29 protein-coding genes and 1 pseudogene are annotated in these 24,646 nt (G+C 42.7%); 23 read left to right on the top strand and 7 right to left on the bottom strand.

Annotated elements, in window-relative coordinates:
* Positions 1-322: 322 nt before the first annotated feature.
* From ilvB to AC1MBV_RS14975, 18 genes are all read left to right on the top strand, one after another.
* Entirely contained in the window at positions 323-2,029 is a 1,707-nt protein-coding gene (gene ilvB, locus AC1MBV_RS15060; RefSeq protein ID WP_480948647.1) for a biosynthetic-type acetolactate synthase large subunit, read from the top strand.
* Positions 2,030-2,033: 4 nt separating this feature from the next.
* Positions 2,034-2,291: an ACT domain-containing protein gene (locus tag AC1MBV_RS15055; protein WP_255748965.1), complete on the top strand. Its 258-nt coding sequence runs from the start codon at positions 2,034-2,036 to the stop codon at positions 2,289-2,291.
* 54 nt (positions 2,292-2,345) lie between these two features.
* Positions 2,346-3,380 (top strand): ketol-acid reductoisomerase, encoded by a 1,035-nt coding sequence (gene ilvC / locus AC1MBV_RS15050; protein ID WP_480948646.1) that lies wholly within the window; start codon positions 2,346-2,348, stop codon positions 3,378-3,380.
* 36 nt (positions 3,381-3,416) lie between these two features.
* On the top strand, positions 3,417-4,421 hold the full coding sequence (locus AC1MBV_RS15045) for a threonine ammonia-lyase (RefSeq protein ID WP_480948645.1): 1,005 nt from the start codon (positions 3,417-3,419) through the stop codon (positions 4,419-4,421).
* A gap of 15 nt (positions 4,422-4,436) precedes the next feature.
* The gene (locus AC1MBV_RS15040) at positions 4,437-5,237 is read left to right on the top strand and encodes an ABC transporter ATP-binding protein (protein WP_480948644.1); all 801 of its coding nucleotides are present in this window, start codon (positions 4,437-4,439) and stop codon (positions 5,235-5,237) included.
* A 291-nt stretch (positions 5,238-5,528) separates the two neighbouring features.
* On the top strand, positions 5,529-6,965 hold the full coding sequence (locus AC1MBV_RS15035; RefSeq protein ID WP_480948643.1) for a 6-phospho-beta-glucosidase: 1,437 nt from the start codon (positions 5,529-5,531) through the stop codon (positions 6,963-6,965).
* Between the two features lie 19 nt (positions 6,966-6,984).
* Entirely contained in the window at positions 6,985-7,299 is a 315-nt protein-coding gene (locus tag AC1MBV_RS15030) for a PTS cellobiose transporter subunit IIB (RefSeq protein ID WP_480948642.1), read from the top strand.
* Positions 7,300-7,414: 115 nt separating this feature from the next.
* Positions 7,415-9,415, top strand: coding sequence for a BglG family transcription antiterminator (locus tag AC1MBV_RS15025; RefSeq protein ID WP_480948641.1), 2,001 nt, complete (start codon positions 7,415-7,417; stop codon positions 9,413-9,415).
* A gap of 16 nt (positions 9,416-9,431) precedes the next feature.
* Positions 9,432-9,737 carry a PTS cellobiose transporter subunit IIA gene (locus AC1MBV_RS15020; protein WP_480948640.1) on the top strand — a complete coding sequence of 102 codons (306 nt, stop codon included), beginning with the start codon at positions 9,432-9,434 and terminating at the stop codon, positions 9,735-9,737.
* A gap of 31 nt (positions 9,738-9,768) precedes the next feature.
* Entirely contained in the window at positions 9,769-10,287 is a 519-nt protein-coding gene (locus tag AC1MBV_RS15015) for a hypothetical protein (RefSeq protein WP_480948639.1), read from the top strand.
* Positions 10,284-11,627 (top strand): PTS cellobiose transporter subunit IIC, encoded by a 1,344-nt coding sequence (celB, locus tag AC1MBV_RS15010; RefSeq protein WP_480948638.1) that lies wholly within the window; start codon positions 10,284-10,286, stop codon positions 11,625-11,627. Before AC1MBV_RS15015 ends, celB begins: the two co-directional genes overlap by 4 nt.
* Before the next feature lie 330 nt (positions 11,628-11,957).
* Positions 11,958-12,131 (top strand): hypothetical protein, encoded by a 174-nt coding sequence (locus tag AC1MBV_RS15005; protein ID WP_480948637.1) that lies wholly within the window; start codon positions 11,958-11,960, stop codon positions 12,129-12,131.
* A 78-nt stretch (positions 12,132-12,209) separates the two neighbouring features.
* Complete coding sequence (locus AC1MBV_RS15000; protein WP_480948636.1) at positions 12,210-12,659, top strand: GNAT family N-acetyltransferase; 450 nt, start codon at positions 12,210-12,212, stop codon at positions 12,657-12,659.
* A gap of 560 nt (positions 12,660-13,219) precedes the next feature.
* Entirely contained in the window at positions 13,220-13,465 is a 246-nt protein-coding gene (locus AC1MBV_RS14995) for a type II toxin-antitoxin system prevent-host-death family antitoxin (protein ID WP_255748976.1), read from the top strand.
* A 1-nt stretch (position 13,466) separates the two neighbouring features.
* Entirely contained in the window at positions 13,467-13,793 is a 327-nt protein-coding gene (locus AC1MBV_RS14990) for a type II toxin-antitoxin system RelE/ParE family toxin (protein ID WP_480948635.1), read from the top strand.
* Positions 13,794-13,867: 74 nt separating this feature from the next.
* Positions 13,868-14,479 (top strand): GNAT family N-acetyltransferase, encoded by a 612-nt coding sequence (locus AC1MBV_RS14985; protein ID WP_480948634.1) that lies wholly within the window; start codon positions 13,868-13,870, stop codon positions 14,477-14,479.
* Entirely contained in the window at positions 14,476-15,078 is a 603-nt protein-coding gene (locus tag AC1MBV_RS14980; protein WP_480948633.1) for a histidine phosphatase family protein, read from the top strand. Before AC1MBV_RS14985 ends, AC1MBV_RS14980 begins: the two co-directional genes overlap by 4 nt.
* Positions 15,079-15,089: 11 nt before the next feature.
* A complete protein-coding gene (locus tag AC1MBV_RS14975; protein ID WP_480948632.1) occupies positions 15,090-15,587 on the top strand; it encodes a 2'-5' RNA ligase family protein in 498 nt (165 codons plus the stop codon).
* A 196-nt stretch (positions 15,588-15,783) separates the two neighbouring features.
* Here the strand turns inward: AC1MBV_RS14975 and AC1MBV_RS14970 are convergent, their stop codons facing one another.
* Together AC1MBV_RS14970 and AC1MBV_RS14965 are read right to left on the bottom strand one after the other, a co-directional pair.
* A complete protein-coding gene (locus tag AC1MBV_RS14970) occupies positions 15,784-15,960 on the bottom strand; it encodes a hypothetical protein (protein ID WP_480948631.1) in 177 nt (58 codons plus the stop codon).
* A complete protein-coding gene (locus tag AC1MBV_RS14965; protein WP_480948793.1) occupies positions 15,930-16,031 on the bottom strand; it encodes a hypothetical protein in 102 nt (33 codons plus the stop codon). The genes AC1MBV_RS14970 and AC1MBV_RS14965 overlap by 31 nt, the downstream gene beginning before the upstream one ends.
* A 212-nt stretch (positions 16,032-16,243) precedes the next feature.
* Between AC1MBV_RS14965 and AC1MBV_RS14960 the strand changes: the two genes are divergently transcribed.
* Positions 16,244-17,707: an ATP-binding protein gene (locus AC1MBV_RS14960; RefSeq protein WP_480948630.1), complete on the top strand. Its 1,464-nt coding sequence runs from the start codon at positions 16,244-16,246 to the stop codon at positions 17,705-17,707.
* A 71-nt stretch (positions 17,708-17,778) separates the two neighbouring features.
* A complete protein-coding gene (locus AC1MBV_RS14955) occupies positions 17,779-18,243 on the top strand; it encodes a GNAT family N-acetyltransferase (RefSeq protein ID WP_480948792.1) in 465 nt (154 codons plus the stop codon).
* Between the two features lie 22 nt (positions 18,244-18,265).
* Here AC1MBV_RS14955 and AC1MBV_RS14950 read toward each other — a convergent pair whose 3' ends face one another.
* A complete protein-coding gene (locus AC1MBV_RS14950) occupies positions 18,266-19,285 on the bottom strand; it encodes an HD-GYP domain-containing protein (RefSeq protein ID WP_255748980.1) in 1,020 nt (339 codons plus the stop codon).
* 156 nt (positions 19,286-19,441) lie between these two features.
* Positions 19,442-19,849 (bottom strand): winged helix-turn-helix transcriptional regulator, encoded by a 408-nt coding sequence (locus tag AC1MBV_RS14945; protein WP_255748981.1) that lies wholly within the window; start codon positions 19,847-19,849, stop codon positions 19,442-19,444.
* A gap of 134 nt (positions 19,850-19,983) precedes the next feature.
* Here AC1MBV_RS14945 and AC1MBV_RS14940 point away from each other — a divergent pair, with 134 nt between their 5' ends.
* The 3 genes from AC1MBV_RS14940 (at position 19,984) to AC1MBV_RS14930 (ending at position 22,007) form a co-directional block, all read left to right on the top strand.
* Positions 19,984-20,490, top strand: coding sequence for a type 1 glutamine amidotransferase domain-containing protein (locus AC1MBV_RS14940; protein WP_255748982.1), 507 nt, complete (start codon positions 19,984-19,986; stop codon positions 20,488-20,490).
* 217 nt (positions 20,491-20,707) lie between these two features.
* Positions 20,708-21,094 (top strand): iron chaperone, encoded by a 387-nt coding sequence (locus AC1MBV_RS14935; protein WP_255748983.1) that lies wholly within the window; start codon positions 20,708-20,710, stop codon positions 21,092-21,094.
* 37 nt (positions 21,095-21,131) lie between these two features.
* Positions 21,132-22,007: a VOC family protein gene (locus AC1MBV_RS14930; RefSeq protein ID WP_255748984.1), complete on the top strand. Its 876-nt coding sequence runs from the start codon at positions 21,132-21,134 to the stop codon at positions 22,005-22,007.
* On the opposite strand, the pseudogene AC1MBV_RS14925 reads toward AC1MBV_RS14930, so the two are convergent.
* The 3 genes and pseudogenes from AC1MBV_RS14925 to AC1MBV_RS14915 all read right to left on the bottom strand — a co-directional run.
* A pseudogene (locus AC1MBV_RS14925) lies at positions 22,004-23,092 on the bottom strand (MFS transporter); the annotation flags it as partial. The gene AC1MBV_RS14930 and the pseudogene AC1MBV_RS14925 sit on opposite strands and share 4 nt — an antisense overlap.
* Before the next feature lie 76 nt (positions 23,093-23,168).
* Positions 23,169-23,945: an ABC transporter permease gene (locus AC1MBV_RS14920; protein ID WP_255748985.1), complete on the bottom strand. Its 777-nt coding sequence runs from the start codon at positions 23,943-23,945 to the stop codon at positions 23,169-23,171.
* Positions 23,942-24,598: an ABC transporter ATP-binding protein gene (locus tag AC1MBV_RS14915; RefSeq protein ID WP_255748986.1), complete on the bottom strand. Its 657-nt coding sequence runs from the start codon at positions 24,596-24,598 to the stop codon at positions 23,942-23,944. The genes AC1MBV_RS14920 and AC1MBV_RS14915 overlap by 4 nt, the downstream gene beginning before the upstream one ends.
* Between the last annotated feature and the right edge of the window lie 48 nt (positions 24,599-24,646).

Here is a 24,646-nt window from a genome sequence, read left to right as displayed (position 1 = left end):
AGCACTGCTGGAAATCGGTGTCAATAATAAATTTGCACAAATTACTGATTGTGCTGATTGCAGCAGGTTTGCCTGCAGTTCAAAAAATTTTTTTGAGTTATTTTCTTCCATAAGAGCGCTTGAAAAATGGTGGGAAAAATACAAAAAGAGGGGTTGACTGAATTTTTTAAAGTGATTAACATTTGTGCCAACCCAAAAATTTCCGCTTGCAGATATGAAAAATCGGAAGCGGATTTCGAGGGCTTGAGGCAGAAAAATACAGAAAAGGATGAAGTGCCTCAGAGACAAAGGCTTATACAGAAAAAGAGAGGAGGAACCTTAAGTGACCGAAAGAACGAAACAACGCACAGAAACAGGCGCAGATTTACTGATCCGATTGATCAGACAATCGGGAGCAGAAGTGCTTTTTGGTTATCCGGGGGGCGCGGTATTGCCGCTCTATGATGCGGTTTATCGCCACCACATGCGCCATGTGCTTGCCCGGCATGAGCAGGGGGCGGTGCATGCCGCCGAAGGCTATGCTCGTGTTTCGGGTAAGCCCGGTGTTGTGTTTGCAACGAGCGGTCCTGGTGCGACGAATCTTGTCACAGGATTGATGGATGCGCTGATCGATTCACTGCCGCTTGTTGTTTTTACCGGACAGGTGACGCGGCAAGCCATTAACACTGATGCGTTTCAGGAGGCGGATGTGATCGGAATTACCGGATCGGTAACTAAGCACAATTTCCGCGTTCACAATGCGAGCGAGCTTCCTAAGGTGGTTGCTAAAGCATTTTTCTTGGCGACAAGCGGGCGTCCGGGACCGGTTTTGGTTGATCTGCCCAAAGATATCTGTGCGGGACAACTGGAAAATGCGCCGGATCTGGTTCGTGATTTTCAGCTTCCCGGCTATTGTGTGCCGAACAAGGCAGATGCCCGTGTGGTGAATCAACTCGTTGAAGCACTGAAGAAGGCTGAGCGGCCGGTGCTGCTTTCCGGAGCAGGTGTGCTGCATGCTCATGCAGCGAGAAAATTGCGGGTGTTTGCCGAAACATGTCATTTGCCGGTGGTTACGACATTTCTGGGCCTCGGAAGTATTCCCGCATCGCACCCTCTGTTTTTGGGAATGGGCGGAATGCATGGAACGTTTGCTGCTAATATGGCACTTTCCGAATGTGATCTGTTGCTGAATATCGGTTCACGCTTTGATGACCGATTGACCGGGAATCTTGAAAAATTTGCCCCGAATGCTGAAGTGGCGCATGTCGATATTGATGCTTCAGAGATTGGAAAAGTGGTGCACACCGACTATGGCTTGGTTGGTGATGCTGGGGCGGTCCTTGATCAATTGCTGCATGCTTTGAACGAGCCAATGCCGGATCATCTCGATTGGATGAATCAACTAAACGGCTACGCCGATGCGCATCCGCTCCACTATGATCATGTGCTGGCAAGCCGGGAATTGCTGCCGCAATACGTCATTGAACAGATTTGCCGCTTTGCGGGACCTGACGCTGTTGTAGCCACCGATGTCGGGCAGCACCAAATGTGGACGGCTCAGTATTATCATTTCGAACAGCCAAGCCGCTTTGTCAGCTCAGGCGGACTGGGAACCATGGGCTTCGGCCTTCCGGCTGCCATTGGCGCTCAGATTGCTTTTCCGCAGAAAAGGGTTGTGGCAATTATAGGCGACGGCGGCTTTCAGATGACGCTTCAAGAACTTGCGGTTATTGCAGAGCGCAAGCTTCCAGTAAAAATTTTTATTCTGAACAATCATACGCTGGGCATGGTTCGGCAGTGGCAGGAAGCTTTTTATGGACAACGCTATGCCGAATCAATTCCTGAAGTGCAGCCCGATTTTGTCCGAATTGCTGAAAGCTATGGAATTTCGGCCCAACGGCTGACCGATCCATCTTGTACAGCTGAGATGATTAAATCAGCACTTGCAACCGATACACCGGTACTTGTCGATTGTGTTGTCAAGCAATTGGAAAATGTGGCGCCGATGGTTCCTCCCGGCAAAGGCCTTATGGAAATGACGGGGGTGTGAGTCAATGAAACGGACGGTAATGGTTGAAACCGCGGCGAGTCCTGATGTGCTTGCACGGGTAACTATGCTGCTTGCACGCGGAAATCTGTCGGTTGCTGATCTGCATGCTGAGCGAGAAGGGGATCGGTTTCAGATGGCGATGACACTGGCTGCGGATTGCGAACGTCAGTTGAATCGTTTTGTCAGGCAAGCAGAAAAGTTGGTTGATGTGTATTCAGTTGCCTCATCTGGTGAAAATGGATACGCGGCTGAACACGCTTAGTTAAAAATATTTCACTATTGGCAATAAATTAAAAATAGATAAGGGGATACGAAAATGACAGCGAAAGTTTACTATGACAAAGATATCAATGAAAATGTATTGCGCGGAAAGAACATAGCGGTTCTTGGTTACGGTTCGCAAGGGCATTCTCAGGCTCAGAACCTGCGTGACAGTGGTTTTTCAGTAACAATTGGCGTGAGGCCAGGCAAGTCTTGGGATAAGGCGCAGCGCGATGGTTTTCCGGTGAAAAGTGTCAAGGAGGCAGCTGCTGAGGCAGATGTTGTGATGATGCTGCTCCCCGATGAACGTCAGCCGGAGGTCTATTACAGTGAGGTTCAGGATGGGCTTGAACCAGGAAATGCACTCGCTTTCTCACATGGCTTCAACATCCATTTCACGCAGATCCTTCCGCCGAAAGACGTTGATGTATTCATGGTCGCTCCAAAAGGTCCCGGGCACTTCTGCCGCCGCGAATATCTGAACGGAGGCGGGGTTCCGGCTTTCTACGCTGTTGAACAGAACCCGTCCGGCGAAGCGGAAGAACTTGCGCTCGCTTGGGCCAAAGGCCTTGGCGCGGCTCGTGCCGGTGTACTGAAAACCACGTTCAAAGAAGAGACGGAGACGGATCTTTTCGGTGAACAAGCGGTACTGATGGGCGGCTTGACTCACTTGATCGAAGCCGCATTCGAGACACTTGTTGAAGCTGGCTATCAACCGGAAAATGCCTATTTTGAAACCTGTCACGAAATGAAAATGCTCACCGATCTGATCTATGAAAACGGCCTGACCGGCATGCGTTACTCCTGCTCCGATACATCCAAATTCGGTGACTTCACTGTCGGCCGCTATGTTATCGATGATGGGGTGAAAGCCCGTATGAAAAAAGTCCTAGAAAATATCCAATCTGGCAAATTTGCACGCGACTGGGTGCTTGAAAACAAAGTTGGACGTCCGATGTTCAATGCACTTCAGCAAAAAGAAAACAATTCGGAGCTTGAACGTGTTGGACGAGAATTGCGCAAACTGATGCCTTTTGTTAAAGAAGGCAAGCAGGACAGCGAAGATATCACAGCAAATGTTGCACAATAAACCGTTTTACCAATCCGAATCGCAACAGATGAAGGGGTGAAGACCATTGGGGATTATGTTTCAGCAGCGGATATCACGGAGGCGCGCGAAATACTGACGCCTGTTGTTCATCGTACACCGATGCTTGAGTCGGCAACCTTGAACCGAATCAGCGGAGCACATCTGCATTTGAAACTGGAAAATATGCAGCGGACCGGATCATTTAAGCTGCGCGGTGCCTTTAATAAAATGGCTCATTTGCCAGTAAAAGAACTGGACCGCGGTATTGTGACCGCGTCTGCGGGCAACCATGCCCAAGGGATTGCTTATGCAGCATCCAAACGAGGTGCATTGGCAAAAATCTTTATGCCGGAGCGTACCCCGCAGGCGAAAATTCAAGCAACTGCCGCTTATGGTGCTGAGGTTGTGCTGGTGGGCGCATCTTATCAGGAAGCCTATGAAGCGGCGCTTGCCGAATGTCAAGCTAATCATTCTGTTTTTGTTCATGCTTTCGATGATAATCAAGTGATCGCCGGCCAAGGGACAGTCGCCGCAGAAATGTTCACACAATGTTCGGAGCTTGACACCGTTCTCGTACCGATAGGCGGCGGGGGACTGGCAGCCGGAACGGTCTGTTATTTAAAAAGTGCTAAGCCAAGCATACGTGTGATTGGCGTTCAATCCGATCATGCACCAGCGGCGTATAACCTTTTTCATCATGCTAAGAAACAGGCAAATCGCCAATCGCCAGGCATAGCCGAAGGGATTCTCGTTGATAAACCAGGCGAACGTACCGTTCCTGTCCTGAGACATTATCTTGATGATTTGGTAACCGTCACAGATTCGGAAATTGCCCAGGCAATGCTTCTGATGCTTGAACGAAGCAAGATGCTGGTCGAAGGTGCCGGGGCTGCTTCGCTTGCGGCAGTGCTTTTCGACCGTGTGCCTGTGAAAGCAAAGCATGTCGGTTTAATTGTCAGCGGCGGCAACGCTGATCTGGAAGAACTGGCCCTGCTCAAACAAATGGTTTCGGTTGAAAATCGGAATGTCTGCAATCTCTGAAAGGTGGGACCATGTATGATCATTGATGCTCGAAAGATCAGTTGGGTGCGTTCGGATCACACGGTTCTCAAGAACGTGGACTGGCAGGTCCGCACGGGTGAACACTGGTCGCTTGTCGGGCTGAATGGTTCGGGGAAAACGACTCTTTTGAAAATGATCAACGGCTACATCTGGCCGACGAGCGGCACACTATCCGTATTGAATCATCGGTTTGGAACATATGATTTGCGCGAATTGCGGAAGAAAATCGGCTGGGTTAGTTCAGCCCTTTCTGAGAAAATTAGGCAGGACGAACGTCCGGAGGCGATCGTTCTCAGCGGCAAATTTGCCTCAATCGGTCTTTATGATCAGACATCGTCTGTCGAGTGCGCGAAAGCGCAAGAATTATTACACAAACTTGGTTGCGAATCATTTGAAAAACGGCCGTTCGGGCTTTTATCGCAAGGTGAAAAGCAGCGCGTGCTGATCGCCCGCGCGTTAATGGCGGATCCTGAGCTGCTGATTCTGGATGAACCCTGCAACGGTTTAGATCTGTTCGCAAGAGAACAGATGCTGTCCATGATTGCCGAACTGGCAAATTCGACAGAGACACCGTCCATGATTTTCGTGACGCACCATGTCGAAGAACTTCTGCCGTGCTTTGACCACACGCTCCTGCTCAAAGCAGGAACTGTATTCAAATCCGGACATGCAAGCGAGGTCATGACGCCTGAAATTATGACCGCTTTCTACGATCACCGTGTTTCAGTACAACGGCGAGGCGGACGTCTTTCCGTTGCGCTGAATGGTGACACGGCTATGGAATCAAAATGTTAAATCTGTGTTCATTCTTTTAAACTCCAATAATAGATCTTTGCTTTTCTGCTCTTCTACTGTCATTTGACACGTAAAAGAGTGGGAGAGCTTTTTTTGTTTTTTTGAAGCTGCACCCATAAAGCCCAAAGTTTTTTTGTGAATTTCCGTAGTGTTAAGGAAAAAGTACCGCTGGTTATGTAAACGCTTTATTTTTATACTGAAGTAGTGATAACGAGCACTATCTTAAGTATTCAGATCTAGTTGAGTTCAGCCAAGTCGAACTCTTAGATCATTATACGAGGAGGAAGAAACATGATAAACAGTTTACGTCCGGATTTTTTGTGGGGTGGGGCAGTAGCAGCCCATCAATTAGAAGGTGCCTGGCAAGAAGGTGGTAAGGGAATCAGTGTTGCAGACGTGATGACGATTGGTTCAAAAGATAATCCCCGTGAAATCACAAAAGGTATTGTTCAAGGTAAATATTACCCCAATCATGAGGCGATTGACTTTTATCATCACTATAAGGAAGATCTTGCATTGTTTGCCGAAATGAACTTTAAATGTTTTCGAACATCAATTGCTTGGACACGAATCTTTCCAAAAGGCGATGAACTTGAACCAAATGAAGAAGGGTTGAAATTTTACGATGATTTATTCGATGAATGTTTAAAGCATGGGATTGAACCTGTGGTAACACTTTCCCATTTTGAATTGCCGTATCACCTCGTAACGACGTACGGCGGATTTCGTAATCGAAAATTGATTGATTTTTTCGAGCGTTTTGCCACCGTTTGTTTCAATCGATACAAAGATAAAGTGAAATACTGGATGACCTTCAATGAAATTAATAATCAAACCAACTACGAAGCGGATTTTGCTCCCTTTACCAATTCAGGAATTTATTATCAATCCGGGGACAATCGGGAAGAGATCATGTACCAGGCAGCTCACTATGAATTGGTGGCAAGTAGCCGAGCGGTGAAAATCGGTCATCGGATCAATCCGGATTTCCAAATCGGTTGTATGATTGCGATGGGACCGATCTATCCGAAAACGTGTAAACCTAGTGACGTGCTAATGGCACAAAAGGCGATGGAAAAACGGTATTTCTTTGCGGATGTTCATGTTCATGGCTTTTATCCAAACCATATTCTGAATTATTGGGAGGGAAAAGGTTTCAAGATCGATGTCACACCGGAAGACGAAGCTGACTTGAAGCAAGGATGTGTCGACTATATCGGGTTTAGTTACTATATGTCATTAGCCATCCAACACGAAGAAGAAAACCGTGATTATGCGTATGATGAAAGTCGTGATTTGGTGAGAAATGAATTTGTCGAAGCTTCCGACTGGGGATGGCAGATTGATCCGGAAGGACTACGCTACACATTGAATTGGCTGACCGATATGTACCATTTGCCGTTATTCATTGTCGAAAATGGATTGGGCGCCTATGACAAAGTGGAAATTGACGGCTCGATTCATGATCAGTATCGAATCAATTACTTGAGGGCGCACATTGAACAAATGAAAAAGGCGGTAGTTGATGATGGAGTCGATCTGATCGGCTATACACCATGGGGGTGCATTGATCTAGTATCCGCAGGTACCGGCGAAATGGATAAACGGTACGGTTTTATTTATGTCGATAAAAACAATGCGGGAGAAGGAACGTTGGAACGCAGCAAGAAAGATTCTTTTGAATGGTTCAAACAAGTGATCATGTCAAATGGCGACAATTTAAACTAAATGTTTTGGAGGGTTAACTATGAAAAAAGTATTGATCATCTGTGCAGCTGGTATGTCATCGTCTATAATGGCAAGTAAAACGACAAACCTATTCAAACAAAAAGGAAACGATATTGAAGTGGATGCGGTGCCTGCAACTGAAGGTGAACAAAAGATTCGCAGCAGTGATTTTGATCTTTTCTTAATCAGTCCACAAACCAAGATGTATCTCAATCAGTTCAAAGCAATTGGTGTTGAAGTCGGGAAACCGGTAGTCAGTATTCCATTTCAAGCTTATATTCCAATACCTTCAGGAATTGAAAAAATGGCGGATTTAATCGTCGAACATCTTTAAAGACGTGTTAACTAATCCATGAAAAGCGGAGGCTGATCGTTTTTTTTCTCAAAATGATTAGACAGCGACACATTTTTAGCTTTAGCAATTTGCTTGTAAGAAAAGCGGGATGAAGATGAAACAAAAAGAACGAGAATTGCTTCACTTTTTAGTAGAGCATAAAAATCACTTTGTTACCAGTCATGAACTTGCGGTGGCATTATCCTTAACGGATCGCACCATACGTTCCTATATCCAAAATATGAGGAAAACAATCCACGAAAATGGTGGTGAGATCATCTCAAAGCGGGGGTATGGGTTTCAATTGACGATTGCTCGGCAACTGACCTTTGATTTGTTCTTGGTTCAATGTGAAGACACGAAAATCTATGCTAAAGAAAATGAAGCGACGACAGAAGAAATGGATGATCGCAAAAATTATATTTTGAATAAGCTACTGCTCGAAGACGAGAGCCTTTTGCTGGATTATTTAGCAGAACGTTTATATGTAAGTCGTTCCACATTAACAAAAGATTTTTCCAAGATCAAACATCTTTTGAAGCCCTATGGATTGACCGTGGAGAGCTCTGCTAATAAAGGGGTTTGGATCGAGGGAAGTGAACGAGACAGACGTCATTTCATCATGAATTACTTTTTTGGACAAACCTTTATTAATTCTTTCCAAAAATATATGGGAAACAGTCACTATTTTAAAGATGTTCATTTTGATGAAATGACAATCATCGTTTTAGATGAATGTCGTGAAGCAAAAATTAAATTATCCGATTTTATTATTCAAAACTTAGTGCTGCATTTAGCATTAAGTATCAAGCGAATTAAAAAAGGCTTCAAGATCAGTAATCTAGGTGTTGAGCAAGGATTGATCGGCGATATTGAATACTCGGTTGCGAAAAAAATTGTTCAACGGATTGAACTAACTGCTTGCATCGAAATTCCCAAAGAGGAAGTTTCTTATTTGGCGCTGCATTTGATGGCTAAGTCTAATCGTCAGCAGACCAATCATCAGCAGACCCATTACCTTTTGGAGGATGAGTTACGAACTGTTCTAAAAGAAATGGAAGAAGATACCGGATACCCGGTCGTTGAAGATTATCCGCTCAGGAACGGACTTTTGGATCATTTGAGACCTTTGTTGGTCCGTTTGAAGGAAGGGATTCATCTAGAAAACCCTTTAGTCAAAGAAATTATCAGAGACCATGCAGATGCCTTTCAATTGACAAAAAGTTATCTGGAAAAAATGCCGACATTGGCAAGTTACACGGTGGACGACCATGAATGGGCATACTTGACCCTTCATTTGATGGCAGCCATTGAAAAATATAAAGATCGGCGCAAACTACAGGTACTGATCATTTGCGCTACCGGTTACGGAAGTGCACAACTAATAAGAAATCGTGTGATCAAGGAGTTTGGAAAACATCTAAATATCGTAGATGTTCAAGGGTACTATGAAATCAATAATCAAAGTTTAGCCAACATTGATCTGATCATTTCTTCTATCGATTTATCTACCGTAGTATTTGGGGTACCCGTCCTGCATGTTAGTGTCTTTTTGAATGAGCAGGATATCTCTCAAATTAGGAAGTACCTTGACGAGCATTACACGAAAAGTAGTCGTAGACCGATACCATCGACAAAAACAGCCATCTCACTCGAACAAAAGGAGCAACTGTTTGACCGGCAAGTAAACGAAAGATGGTTTCACATTTTTAAAGGAAAAAAGACAAAGACAGAAGTCATTGATGCACTGCTTCAACGATTAAGTGAAGACGAATCGGAAAACTATGTAGAAAAAATGAAGGAAGAAATCAGACGTAGACAACGGATGAGTTCCGTCGTTTTCAGTAATTTGATCGCCGTCCCTCATCCAACAACACCTATGGGTCTTCAGACGAAAATTGCTGTAGGGATCGTTCCTGAAGGGTTATATTGGAATCAAGATTTTCCTGAAATCAAGATCATCTTTTTACTGTCCCCTTCTTATCTAAAAAATGAGGAACTCACCGCAATCACAAAAGTGATTGTTCGTCTGATCGATTTACCGGAAAATCAAAAAGAGATTCTGAGTGAGAATAATTTTGAACAATTTCGCCAAAGTTTTATTAGATTAATGTAAGAAATGAGGGTTTAGTATGGATGAAAATTTGCAAGTCATTGCATTTGATATTATTCTTCACAGCGGTTCTGCTCGAACGATGGTTCATGAGGCATTTCAATTTATGCGCGAAGGTCATTTTGAAATGGCTGATAAGAAGTTGGAAGATGCCAATCAAGAGTTACTGAAAGCCCATAAATCTCAAACACAATTACTACAAGACTATGCAAAGGGCAAGAAAATTGAGATGGAGATCATCATGATCCATGCACAGGATCATCTAATGACGACCATGACTTTACGTGAGGTCGCTATTGAAATGGAACATTTGTATCGAAAATAATGATAACGCTTCCATTGAAAGGAGAACCTACATGGCAGATATTAAAAGAAATTTGGAGCGCAACCGGACCAAATTAAGCTTGAAAACGATGTATTATAATCGCTATTTACTTGTTCGATATCTGACCGCTGCTTTTTTCTTTGTGAATCTATACTGGTTTTTGTTTTTAATGCTGGCACATTCTAAATTCGCTTTTATTCCGGTCAGCTTACTAGCGTTTTTAGTATTGGTGGCAGCTGAACAAGTGAAACTGTATAGCACCCATACAAACAATACACCGATGACTAAGTTGTACTATTGGGTTCAATTGCTCATCAATGTAGCACTGTTGCCGGTGATTTTTTCGCCACTGTTTCCTGAACTATTTCCCATTATGGCAAATACAAAGGAAGCAGGGCAGCTGCTTTCAATCGTTTTAGTCGGCAGCAGTATACTCTGCTTGGTTATCTTGAAAAGATTACAAACGATTCGCCACAATCAAGATCGACATTTTAAAAGAATCAAACACTATGAAAAGACACTTCACAATCGAAAGGGAGCGACAACATGAATAATGGATTTGCAATTCTAGAAAAATATTTAATGCAACCTATGGCCAAAATTTCTCAGTTGAAAATCGTCAGAGCTGTAATGGCTGCCGGGGTAGCAAGCATCCCGTTTACAATCGTCGGTTCTATGTTTTTAGTATTCAACGTTTTACCGCTCACCTTCCCATCTTTAAGCGGATTCTTCAATAATACTTTCTATCGTTTCAGCGATCTATACATGTTAGCCAATGTAAGTACGATGGGGATCTTAGCCCTTTACTTCGGCTTGGTTATTGGCTACGAATTAACTAGGATCGAAGAAACCGAATCCAAACTCAATGTAAACCCACTAAACGGTGCGTTACTCTCATTATTTGCTTTCTTCTTATGCCTTCCGGAATTAGTGTTTAATAATGGAAAAATGGCATTGGTGAATTCCATTACGGATACCGAAAAGGTCGTTAATGGCCTTCGTATCGGTGATACCATTCAACGGTTAGGAACAGCAGGAATCTTTACCGCCATCATTATGGCTGTGATTGCAGTGAAACTTTATTGCTTGTGCGTAAAACGTAACTGGATCATCAAGATGCCGGATACTGTGCCACAAGGTGTATCACGTGCATTTACGGCATTGATTCCGGCATTCATCATCGCCTTTGTCGTGTTAATCATTAATGGGACATTAGTTATTCTTGGAACAGACATTTTTAAAATGGTAGCGATTCCATTTGGGTTTGTAACCAATTTAACGAATAGTTGGTTAGGTATTTGCGTGATTTATTTCATAATCTGTGCGCTATGGATTGTAGGTATCCACGGTGCCAATGTTGTCACTGCCTTCACGACTCCGATTGTTTTAGCAAATATGCAGGCAAACATAAACGGCGCGAATATCCCATTTGCGGGAGAATTTCAAAATTCATTTGTATTCCTTGGTGGTTCAGGAGCGACGTTGGGTCTGATTCTGTTTATTACATTTGTTGCCAAATCAGAGCAGCTGAAAATTTTGGGCCGTGCATCAATCGTCCCAGGATTATTCAACATTAATGAGCCAATCATCTTTGGTCTTCCGATTGTGTATAACCCATATTTGGCAATTCCGTTTTTCTTAGCACCCATCACATCTGCATCTATTGCCTATTTTGCCATCAAGTTGAAAATCGTTCTTCCAATCATTGCCCAAGTGCCATGGCCGACACCAATAGGACTTGGAGCGTTTATTGGAACAGCAGGAGATTGGAAGGCTATTATATTAGCTATAATCTGTGCGGTAGCGGCATTCTTAATTTACTTTCCATTCATCAAGTACTATGATGAAAAACTAGTAAAAGATGAACAAGAAAAGGCTACTGAAAAATGAATGCGATCACCGCGTTTCAGTGCAATGGCGAGGCGGACGGCTTTCCGTTGAACTGAATGAAGACGTGGTTATGGAATCAAAATGTTAAATCTGTGTTCATTCTTTTAAACTCCAATAATAGATCTTTGCTTTTCTGCTCTTCTACTGTCATTTGACACGTAAAAGAGTGGGAGAGCTCTTTTTTTGCAACAATATCCATACAGAGGTAAGACTCCGAAAAAATGTAGGCATAGAAATGTAGCTGATGATGTACATTTTGAAACGCATACCTATAGTTTAATCAGAAGGTGCATATACTGTTACCATTGAATAATATGGTGGTGTACTGATATGTACGATAAGAAGGGAGAGAAAAATATGCCAGCTGCTCTTCGTGAGAAGCCCACAATTAATGATCGAGATGCGGAAAAAATTTCTGAAGTTATCAGAAAAAATAATGAATTAATAGAAGATCGAATTAAGAGTTTAAAGGCGAAATTGGACTCAGATGGCAAAAGACATTAATTTTTCTCTCGTTCGCTTTGAACTAGTTTCTCAGGACGACTATCACTTATACAAGAATTTAAATGTACAAACTCAAGCATGGATCGTTTTTTAATAAATGATGCTTATTTTTCCACAATAACTAAAGAGGCAGCAACCAGCTTAGTTTTTTATAATGATGAAATAGTTGGTTATTTTACTTTACAGAGACATGAAATAAGAAGATTTGAAGAGATTGATCAAAGTAGTTTTTTATATATTGAACGTTTAGCGATTCGTACAGATTATCAACGTAATGGAATCGGAGAGTGTGTTTTAAATGAAATTTTAAAAATCGCTCGCATGATCAATGAACGAATTGTTTTTCTTGATGCACTGATCGAAAAAGTTGAGTGGTATGAAGAACGGCATTTTCTGAAAACAATTGAAGAAGAAGCGGAAAAGAGTAATAAAGACGGTCTCGTGCTCATGTTTGCCGATTTATTGGATATAGAGTTAGAAAAACAATATTTGGGCTTATCTGAGGATGAAGATTTGGAAGATGATTAACAGCATTTTTTAGGCTATACCAAGATTAAATGATGATGATCATTTGGCCGTTCTGTTTCAGATGAAAGCGTCACAAAATTGTTATCGGAAAATAAGGACAAATCGACGATGACTTGGATTATTCCTTTTCCTTCTATAACTTTATCAAAAGCGGCTTGAATATCCTCTAATTTGAACGTCCAATTTTTACACTATTAACATATGTTCTGCAAATGCTGCCAGCAATTATTCGAATTAACGTATCGTTTGACCCACTTCAGGCAGGAGATGTTCTGCCACACCAACATGATTCTTCCCATAATAATACCTGTAATTTCTCTTATATTTTGATTAGATTTGAACGACTGACCTTAAATACTAGCAACAGTGCATGTTTGTTAACTGTTAAGTAAGCGATACTTGTTTCATTTTTATGTGAATTTTATTTTTAACAAGTGCCTAAAAAGGCTGCGAACCGCTGTGCTAAATCTTTCCCAATAAGTCATCTTGCTGTTGTTTTTGATGTGTTATTTTACGTCAGATTAACGTATAATAAAAACAACGATTAAAGGAGTGAGCCAATGCCGAATATTAAACCTGTTTCGGATTTAAGAAACTACAATGAAGTGTTGCGTGATGTTGCTGAAGGTGAGCCGGTCTTTCTTACTAAGAATGGAAGAGGGAGATACGCGATCATTGATCTTGCCGATTACGAGAAAACGCAAGCAACCATGAAGTTGATGGCACAGCTCGCTGAAGGCGAAAAAGCCGGACGTGATAAAGGCTGGTTAACGCTTAATGAAGTAGAAAAGTCATTGGGATTGTAACATGATCATTTCTATATCTCCCATGGCGCAAGTCGATTTAAAAGAGATCAAGAAATATATTGAGTCGGAGCTTGAAAACTCAGAAGCAGCGATTAATACGATTACCAAAATCACAAAATCCATCCACAGACTTTCTGAATTTCCTGATTCAGGAGCTCTTTTATCTTCAAAAGCGAGCATACAAATTGATTGTCGTTTCTTAATAGTCGGAAGTTATTTTGTTTTTTATCGTCATGAGCATGATCATATCTATGTCTTGCGTGTGCTTTATGGTAGACGCGATTACATGAAAATTTTATTTGGAGATCCGAATAATAATAATAGCTGAAAAGTTGATCACACGTACCTATTTCTCCATATTGGAGATTTTTTTGCTAAGAATAACTTTATGAGGAGCAGCACATGAAGTCTGAACTTGATTTTCGCACGAAGCCTGTTTTAGAAGGCGTCAAGGTTATTTTAAGACCTTTTGAAGCAAATGATTGGGAAAAAATGATTGACATAATATCTGAGCCGGAGCTTAGGCGTTTGACTGGATCGGTTGACAGTGATGAGCAAGCGAATGCTCCTTTCCCTCCTGAAGAAGTGGAACGAATCAAAGAATGGTACAAATTGCGTAGCGAGCAGGCCGATCGTCTGGATCTTGGAATTGTTCGAAGAGACAATGGAGAATTAGTCGGAGAGGTTGTTTTCAACGAATTTGATGAAAGCACACTCAATGTGAATTTTCGCATCTTGATCGGCGCAGCGGGTTGCGATCAAGGATTTGGTACGGAAGCTATTAAACTGTTTTTGGATTACGGGTTCATAGTGCTTGGTCTTCATAAAGTAGAGCTAGGCGTTTACAGCTTTAACCCCCGGGCGGAAAAAGTCTACCGTAAGAATGGGTTTGTGCTTGAAGGGATTCAACGTGAGGCGATTTGCTACAATAACGACTATTTTGATACAAAGATTTTTGGCATGCTGAAAGAGGATTATCTTCGGGCAAAATCTACTGAGAGGATTTCCAAATGACCATTATTTATTTTGTGCGACATGCTGAATCGGATATCCGTGTGCATAATGACAAGCTCCGGCCGCTCACCGACAAAGGAATGAAGGACAGAGAATTGGTGACGGGCTATCTGCAAGATAAGAATGTGGATGTTGTCTTATCCAGCCCTTATAGGCGAGCGGTGGACACAGTCAAGCAATTCGCAGATCAACAAAACTTTCATGTACATCTTGTTAAAGATTTCCGTGAGCGAAAAGTGGGCGGTGAATGGATTGATGATTTTCATGCGTTTTCAAAGAGGCAATGGGAAGACTTTAGCTTTAAACTGCAGGATGGAGGGAGCCTGAGCGAGGTTCAGGAGCGAACGATTGGCAAGCTGAATCATTTGCTGAATGAACACAGTGGTAAAATTTTGGCTGTCGGAAGTCACGGTACGGCACTTAGCACGATCATCAATTATTATGATCCTACATACGGATTCGAGGATTTTGAACGAATGAAGCACTTAATGCCGTGGATTGTGAAATTTACTTTTGAAGGGCAAGTATGTCAGCAGATCGAGACAATTGATCTTTTTAAGAATGAGGTAGAAACACGTTGGTCTATAGTTGATGAATGAAGGGGAAAATAATGCCGGACAAAATGTTATACGTGCTCGCTCAATTTGACCGCGAAACACAGAGCAAAATGAATCACATTCAGCAATTGCTTAAGGAACAAGGGATTAGTGGACAACAAACCTCCAATCTACTCTATCATTTGACGTTAGCTTCCTTTGATTCGAATCAAGAATCAGAGATTAAGGAACGGTTGCAAACTGTATGTCATGAGACCAGCAGTTTTAATTTGACACTCAGTCATATTGGCTTATTTGGCTTAACTGTTTTGTTTCTTGCACCTAATGTGACTCATGACTTGCTTGATCTCCAAAGTCATTTTATTCAGGGCAACCGAGATGAGCATGAATGGGCGGCGCATGCCACGTTGTTAATCGATGAGTCTGAAGCAGTGCAGAAAGCACTTCCGATTGTTGCAGAACACTTTAAACCGTTTCGCGCAACCATCGATTCCATCAGTCTTTATGAATTCAGACCGGCGCGGTGTATTGAAAATCAATATTTGAGGTGAAGGACATGATCGATGAACAAGGGTTATGGGAACTGATTAAAGACTCTCTTTCCTATTGTAAGTACTTTTTCTTGTCAAGAGAGCAGAAAAGAGCATTCAATGTCCGTTCCGTTCAAGAGCGATACTGGTTTCAGCAATTGGTAAAGGAGCATCCTTCGATTAGCACGTTCATTGAAGAAGATCAAGAGTTCAGGGCTTACTTTTCATCACGGAAAAGGGTGAGAAAGCTACTGAGAAATAAAGACGAGCGAACGCGTTTCATTAAGCGGATCAAGTCGATATGCGGATAAATCTGCTGTTGCGAGAAAGGATAGGTCAGTGCGCCTTTTTGAACGAGGCGCTTCAACATTGTCTGGATGTCTTCCCTTTCCATTTGGTCGTCCGTTTCAATTTTTCTGTGCCTTCGTTGGTGCTGATAGGGGCATGGTTCCAGATCACTTTCATGACTTCATATTCGGCCGTGCAAATCTTAGGTAACTCCTTCATGAGCAACCTTCTTAATTCTTACACGTGTAGTACATAAGTTATAGCTGAATTTTCGATGATGGGGTAGAAACTGATCAATAATGATATATGATGAATTTGACGTTTATAGTATACTATTCATAAATGTGACGAAAATGTATAGTATGATATATAAATATGGAGGGATAATCATGATTTCATTTACTGATGAGAAATTACTGAATTTGTTAATTCAATATAATCCCTGGTGGAAAGGCATACCCGTCTCTGAGAAAACGGCACCGCCGCACCATCGGTTTGCTTATTATGAATCGAAAAAGCTGCTCTTTCATAGAGATGTGCGCAGATTTGTGATTTTATCAGGCGCAAGACGAGTTGGTAAGACAACCATTATGTATCAGCTCATTCAGGATCTCTTGGAAAAAGGAGTCTCCGCTAGAAATATCGTTTACTTATCTTTTGATAATCCGATCCTAAAGCTGGGTGGCTTTGACGGAGTACTAAGGGTATATGAGAATGCTTATCCTACAGAAGGAGAACTTTATTTTTTCTTTGATGAAGTTCAGTATGCGGAGGATTGGGAAGTATGGATCAAGACCTTATATGATACACATCTCAATTTGCGCCTTGTTGCAACAGGTTCGGCGAGCCCGGCTCTAGAAAAGGGTTCGGCCGATAGCGGCGTAGGCCGATGGAGTGTGCTCAAAATTCCTACCTTGTCTTTCTATGAATACTGCGATCTTTTACAGGTACCTTCAAGACCGCAACTCGGGTCAGGAATACGTCCAACGCAGCTTTATCGAATGCCTCAGACTGATTTAACTGATCTCATGACCAAACTCTCTCCATTGCAACAGCACTTTAGTCGTTATCTTACCGTAGGCGGGTTTCCAGAACTTGCTCTGTCGCATGATGATGCATTTTCACAAAGAATGCTTCGTGAAGATGTAGTCGATAAAGTAATCAAGCGAGATATTTTAACACTCTTTAATGTACGAAATCCCTTGCAGCTCGAAAAAGTCTTTTTGTACCTATGTATGAATTCATCAAATATCATCAATATATCAGCGATGGCTAAAGAGCTTGATAGCATGAACAAGATCACTTTATCAAATTATATACGCTTTTTGAAAGAAGCAAATTTAATCTATATAAGTGATCCAATAGGGGTTGACGGCAAAGGGATTTTAAAAGGCAGATCAAAAATCTATGTCGCTGATGCTGCCATACGTAATGCTGTACTGATGTTGGAAGATGTCATCACTGACCCGAATGAAATGGGCGTTATGGTTGAAACGACAGTATATAAGCATATTGCTGCTTTTTACTACACAACAAATGCGCAGGTGGGTTATTATCGTAAGCTTAAAGAGAACGAAAAAGAAGTCGATGTTGTGGTCGAACTTCCTGCCGCCAGAATTTTATGCGAAGTTAAGTATCGGGAAAATTCGCGTATTCCGGAAACAGATGCAATTATTGAGCTTGCTAATGATAACAGCAAGAAGACACAAGGTGCTCTTGTCATCACGAAGCGGGCGGAGGATTATGGTGTGACCGCCCATCATACAAGAATCCCAGTCGTGCGAATCCCTGCTCCGGCATTTTTATATCTGCTTGGTTATGCGGAAAAAGAGGGCTATGCAGCAAAAATGTAGGCAGTGTAAGGACCGAATCGGGGAACAATTGCAGCAGGTTACAGAAATTGAGTAAAGGATTAGGGAGTGCTATGAACCCAACCATCAAAATCATCGACTATGATCCGCGCTACGCCAAGAAAACTGTGACAATGTGGCGGAAAAGCAAGGAGCAGGCGATTGGTCGGAAGGAAGGCCATTCGTTTGAAAATCACGTCTATTTTCTTAATCACATGTTGAATAAAGACAACGACATTAAGCTTGCCATTGAGAGCCAATCAGATCGTGTTGCCGGGCTGCTTGCTTTTAATCGGCAGGAAATTAATCAACTGTACGTATATCCAGACTATCAAAATTGCGGGATTGGACGGACTTTTGTAGACCTGGCAAAAAAAGAATCCTGTGGGCGGCTTCGGCTGTATACATTCGAGGTCAATCATAAGGCGCAGCGTTTTTATGAACGGAATGGATTTGTGATTATTGCGCGGGGTCATGAAAATGAGGAGGGATTGGATGACCTTTTGTATGAATGGGTTGCATCACCGCCAAGGAATTGATGACATGGTTTTTCTGAGACAATTAGCTGCTAAATTGATCAAAGGCAGCTTCAAACGCATCCGCATGCTCAAGAAATACGTCAACCAGCTTCGGATCGAAATGTGAACTGCGGTATTCCTTAATAATCTGAGTAGCTTTTTCATGGGAATAAGCCGATTTATAGACGCGCTTGGATCGCAGTGCCTCATAGACATCAGCTATGGCAACGATTCGTGCGGAAAGCGGGATCTTTTCACCTTTCAGTCCGTCGGGATATCCGGTTCCATCCCATCTTTCATGGTGCCAACGTGTGAGCTCAATACCGAGCTCGAGAAATTTATTTCCCGAATACTTATCTTGCACTTGTGTGAGTGTATTTGCGCCAATCGTTGTATGTGTCTTCATCACCTCAAATTCCTCTACAGTAAGCTTACCTGGCTTAAGCAGAATTTTATCCGGTATGCCGACTTTTCCGATATCATGCAAGGGACTTGATTTATACAGGTTATCAATGAATACATCATTAATTATGGTTTTGTATTTAGGCAAACGCTGCAGATATTCAGCGAGCAGCTTGCACAGTGTGGAAACGCGTTCAACATGAAAACCGGATGTCACATCTCTTGATTCTAATAAGCGCACCAATGAGTAGATCGTAGCAATTTGAGATTCATAGAGTTCTTTTTCGTGTCTGAGGTTTCGATCAAATTCTTGTTTATAATAATCCGCAAAGAAGCCGATAACAAATGCAATAATCACATATAAGGTAAGGCGGATCATCCAGTTTTCGAGTGGCTGGCTTTGATGCAGGGAGACATCTAAGGGCATAAAGGGGCCGATGAGCAGCGCGCTGACAGCAGCATGAATCATGCCTGGCTTCTTGCCCTGTGATGCGGAAACAATGGCAATGGGCAAGTACATAAAATTGGAATAGACGTTCGACGTCCCATCTGTAAGATACACAATGAGCGTAATGAAGCAAGACAAGAAATAGCAGCTGATCAGAATAAGAGGAGGAATGCAGGCAGCATCATGATCAGCTGTTTTTAGGTTCGTGTCCATGGTTAGTCTTCCCTTTGATGTATTTTTAGCGCGCGAACATTCAATTTGTTTGCTATTCATAATATAACAAATTTTTTGCTAATAGAACAAAAATTGGCAAAAAAAATCACATAAAAAAAGCATCTCTCATGTCAAGCGACACGAGAAATGTTGGATTCACTCATTATTTTTAATGGCATCTTCATTAATATTGTGCGGTGGTACGTGTGTGAGCTGTTTTAATCGCTGCGTTCCCCACTCGTACATCAAATCAATGATCGGAATCAGGCTAAGTCCAAGCTCTGTAATTTGATAGTCAACACGTACCGGAACTTCAGGGTATACGGTGCGCGTGATCAGCTCGTCTTGTTCCAATTCGCGCAGCTGCTGTGTCAACACTTTATTGGAAGCATTCGGCAACAATTTTTTTAATTCACCGAAACGATAGATACCGTCTTTACCTAAATGATAGAGAATGACGATTTTCCATTTTCCGCTGAACATGGATAGTGTCAGTTCCTTCGCACAGCTGTAGTCTCCGGAGAGCAATTTTTCCTGGACATCTGTGCGTACTTCATCAGTCATTTTACTGCCCCATTTCAGATTCTTAGTTACCGTTAAGTTACCGAATAACAAAAAAGTGCGTACTTTAAGGAAATACAGCCCTAGTATATCATGATCTTGTAGGCATTAAAAAGAAACTAAGGAGGAACCGTTCGATGAGCAAGATTGCAATTATTGTTACCAATGATGTTGAGGACATTGAATTTACGTCACCAAAGCAAGCACTAGAAGCTGCAGGTCACGAAGTTACAGTGATCGAAAAAGAAGCCGGCAGCGAAGTGACAGGCAAGCATGGGACTAAGATTCATATTGATAAAAGTATTGACGAAGTAAAACCGGAAGACTTCGATGCTTTGTTTATTCCCGGCGGTTTTTCACCGGATCAATTACGCGTGGATCCTCGCTTCGTGGCATTCACAAAATATTTTTTGGGCTATGACAAGCCGCTTTTTGCCATCTGCCATGGTCCGCAACTCTTTATCCAGACCGGTTTGGTAAAGGGCCGTACGCTCACTGCTTATGAATCGATTCAGCCTGATCTGTATTACGCAGGAGCAGTAGTTAAGAACCAGCCGGTTGTCGTTGATCATGCATTGGTGACAAGTCGTGTTCCCGATGATCTGCCTGAATTTAATGAGGCGATTGTCAAAGCGCTTGATTGATCCGTTCTCTATGGACCAATCTGTATAAAATAAGTGCTAATACCTTTAGAGTGTCCGCTGACATCTAAAGGTGTTTTTTTTGTTATAGTGAAGGACAAGACGTCAAAACGAAAAGAACAGTTGCCTCAGCGAATTACTCAATGGCGACTGATGCATATGATCCGTTTCGAAAGGGTATGACAAGAGCAGAGTACATAGTTTTTAGAGGGGGCAATCTATGGAAACTAAATCGACTTACCAAACCATTGATGAATACATCGCGCAATTCCCTGCTGAGGTACAGGAAACACTTCAAACGTTACGAAAAGTGATCTGTGAGACAGCGCCGGAGGCAACTGAGAAGATCAGTTATCAAATGCCGACCTTCGTGCTGCACGGAAATTTGGTGCATTTTGCTGCATACGCGAATCATATTGGCTTTTATCCGACGCCGAGCGGAGTTGCCGCTTTTCAAAGTGAGCTCACCGGCCTCAAAACTTCAAAGGGAGCCATTCAGTTTCCCATTGATCAGCCGCTTCCCTATGAATTGATTCACCGTATCGTTGCGTTTCGCATGGACGAAAACGTGAAAAAGGCGGAAAGCAAAGTAAAAAGGAAGAAATGAAGCATGTGCTTCGATTACAGTTGCGGGAGGAATTTTGATGCAGAAAATTGTGCCATATCTATGGTTTGATCATCAGGCAGAAGAAGCAGCGATTTTTTACACGTCACTTTTTAAACAGTCAACGATCATGAACACATCTCGCTATGGTGATGCAGCTCCGGATTCCTCACAAAATGGGAAAATCATGAGCGTCACGTTCCAACTTGAAGGTCAGACCTTTATCGCTTTGAACGGCGGTCCGCATTTTACCTTCACACCTGCAATTTCCTTCTTCGTAAATTGTGATTCACCCGAAGAAGTGGACAGCTATTGGGCGAAACTCTCGGAAGGCGGAATCGTTCTGATGGAGCTTGGCAGCTATCCGTTCAGCAAGAAATTCGGTTGGATTCAGGATCAATTCGGTATCTCATGGCAGATGAATCTGGGTCATCGCGATCAGATGATCACCCCGTCGCTGATGTTCGTCGGGAAGCAGCATGGAAAAGCGGAACAAGCGATGAGTGACTATATCTCCCTTTTTGATCATTCGGCGATTGATCAAATCGAGCGTTATGGGTATGACGCAGGGGAGATGGCGGGAACCGTCCTGCACGCATTGTTTCACCTTGCCGGGCAGGAATTCAAGGCAATGGACAGCGGATTGGATCACGCATTTACTTTCAACGAAGCCATTTCATTGTTTGTGAACTGCGAGACTCAGGAAGAAGTCGACACCTTGTGGGACAAGCTGTCCGAGGGCGGTGTGATCGAGCAATGCGGCTGGCTCAAAGATAAATACGGCGTATCCTGGCAAATCATCCCGACTATTTTAGGTGAACTGTTGCAAGATCCTGATCCGGAAAAAGCACAACGTGTGATGCAGGCGATGCTTCAAATGAAAAAAATAGATATTGCCACTTTGAAACAAGATTAGTTTCTTTTTCTTTTCTTTCTTAGCGTTGAGGCGCTGATAAAAACGGGAATTAATGCAAGAGCACAGAATAATGCGAGATGACTAAAGCCGCGTATGATTGCCGTTTGAGCGATAGGTGCTGCGGCTGAATCTTTTACAACAATAAATTGTGTTGCCAATTCCTTTACCTTTAATAAGGTGCTTCCAGAGAATCCCCTGGAAAGAGCTGAAATCGTATGACCGGTATCAGATGTAAAGAGTTGCCCTAGAACAGCCACTCCCAATGAAGTGCCAACATTCTTACTCATGTTCAGTATTCCGGCGGCTAATCCGGATTTGTCGGGTGGAACAGAATTCATCATCATTAATGAGGTGGAAGAGACAAGAAAGGGAATACCAATTCCGCGAATCAACAAGGATGGCAGAAGCACGGTTGAGTATGAGCTTTCAGTATTTATACCGGCTGCATATATGAAACTTATACCGGTCATTAGCGCGCCAAACATGACGACAAAACGCAGTCTATCTCCGCTCTTCTGACCGATAATCCCGGCAATCGGTGTGAGGGCTGCAATTAAGCAGGTAGCAGGTAAAAAGGCAAGGCCGCCGTATAAAGGTGAGAAGCCCCAGAAATTTTGGAAGAACATGCTCCAATAGGGCTGAGAACCAAATAATGAGGCCGAAAAGAGCAGCATACTGATACAAGGCAGAGTAAAATGAATCGATTTAAATAGTGCAAAGTCAATCAACGGTTCACGTGTTCGACGTTCAAGCCGTATAAAGAAATACAAGATGACTAAGCCTGCTGTTAGGTAAAAGGCACTTTCCGACTGGAACCCTCTTTTTTCGGCTTGAGTAAAAGATAATAGGATAGAAAGTAATCCGATGGATAGAACGATGAGACCCTTCCAATCTATTTTTTTTGATGCCTTATTGTTCTGTTTCTCATGTACAAACAGAAGCGTTAAGAGGACGGTCGCAATTCCAAAGGGTACATTTATCAAGAATATCCATCGCCAATTATCTCCATGTACCAACAATCCTCCAAGCACCGGGCCGGCAACAATACCAATTCCGCCGATTCCACCGTTTAATCCTATAGCTAGACCGCGCTGCTTTTAGAAAAAGCCTACAAGAGTAAAAACAAGCACGGTACTTTTCGATGAGAAAAGTACCGTGCTTTTAATTTTCACGCCGATTAACGAGCTGTTTTCTGTTATTGAAAAACCCTCTGTAGGACAGATAACACGAAATGAATGAAGAAATCGCGGTTGTCGAGAGCAGCATGAAGGTAACCATAATTTGATATTTGATGGCTTCCATCGGTGATGTACCGGCAAGAATTAAACCGGTCATCATTCCGGGAAGCGATACGATGCCGAGTGTTTTGGCTGAATCAATGGTCGGAAGCATCCCGGTTTTTATTGAGTCGCGGATGATTTCTTTGGATGAAAGAAGAATATCTGCGCCGAGTGCGAGCTTTGTTTCGATTTCGTCTCGCTTATTTTTAAAATCGGATGCCATTTGTTTGTAGCATAGTCCAAGCGCAACCATTGAGTTGCTGATGATCATGCCGCCGATCGGAATCATCTGATAGGGCTCATAGCGGATGATTCCCGACAGAATCAGGATCAATAACGTCACAAGTGTGCCGACGGCGATGGACAAGAAGGAGATCAACAAACCTCTTTTGATGGCTCGGCCTCTTTTTGCGGCATTGTAGGAAGCATTAAAGGTCATGAACAGCAGCAAAAGAGTTGTAAATGCCGGGTTTTTATAACCGAATACAAAGTTTAAGACATAACCAACTGCGACGAGCTGGATGACCGCACGAACCACACTAATAATGGTTTCTTTTTCAAGCTTCAGCTTTTGCCAATAAGAGAAGAAAAGGGTGACAAAGACCAGTGATGAAGCGATCATCAGCGATGTGACATGGATAGTTGTTGAACCGTTCATTGGATCGCCTCCAAAGTGTGAATCTCGCCATTTTCAATAGTGAGCAGCTTATTGGCATGTTTCCTGCTTTGCTCCGTGTTATGTGTGATCCACAGAATGGTTGTCCCCTTTTGATTGAGTGATTTGACAGCCTGCTCAACGATTTCGGTATTTGCTGTATCTAAGGCAGAGGTCACTTCATCGAGAAGCAGAATTTCCGGCTTGAATAGCAAGCTGCGGATCAATGCAATCCGCTGCTTTTCGCCTCCTGAAAGGTTTTTCACTTCTTTATGTAAATAATCGTTTGCCATATGGAAGACGGAAAAAAGTTCATCGACTCGCTCTTGTTCAAAGGGAACATTTCTGACTACAAAAGGAAATTCAAGATTTTCCTTGACGTGATCACCGAATAAATAGGGCATTTGAAAGCAATAAGCAATCTGTTTCCTTAATTCCATCGGATTATAATCGTTCAGATTTTTCCCCTTAAATGAAATTGCTCCATCGGTCGGGCTGATTAAATGGCAGCAAAGCTTGAGGAAGGTACTTTTGCCGCTTCCTGACGGGCCAACAATTGAAAGAAAATCCCCAGCATCAATGCTGACGGATACGTCTTTAAGAATAGATTGATTGTCGTTGGTGAAGAACACATGAGAAAAGTCAAGAGATGACACAGAAATGCACCGCCGTTTCTAAAAGATAAATGCTTGTTTATGCACTTA

It is taken from the genome of Sporolactobacillus sp. PKPK-6 (genome assembly GCF_056678885.1).
This window is presented reverse-complemented; position numbering and strand designations above follow the sequence as displayed.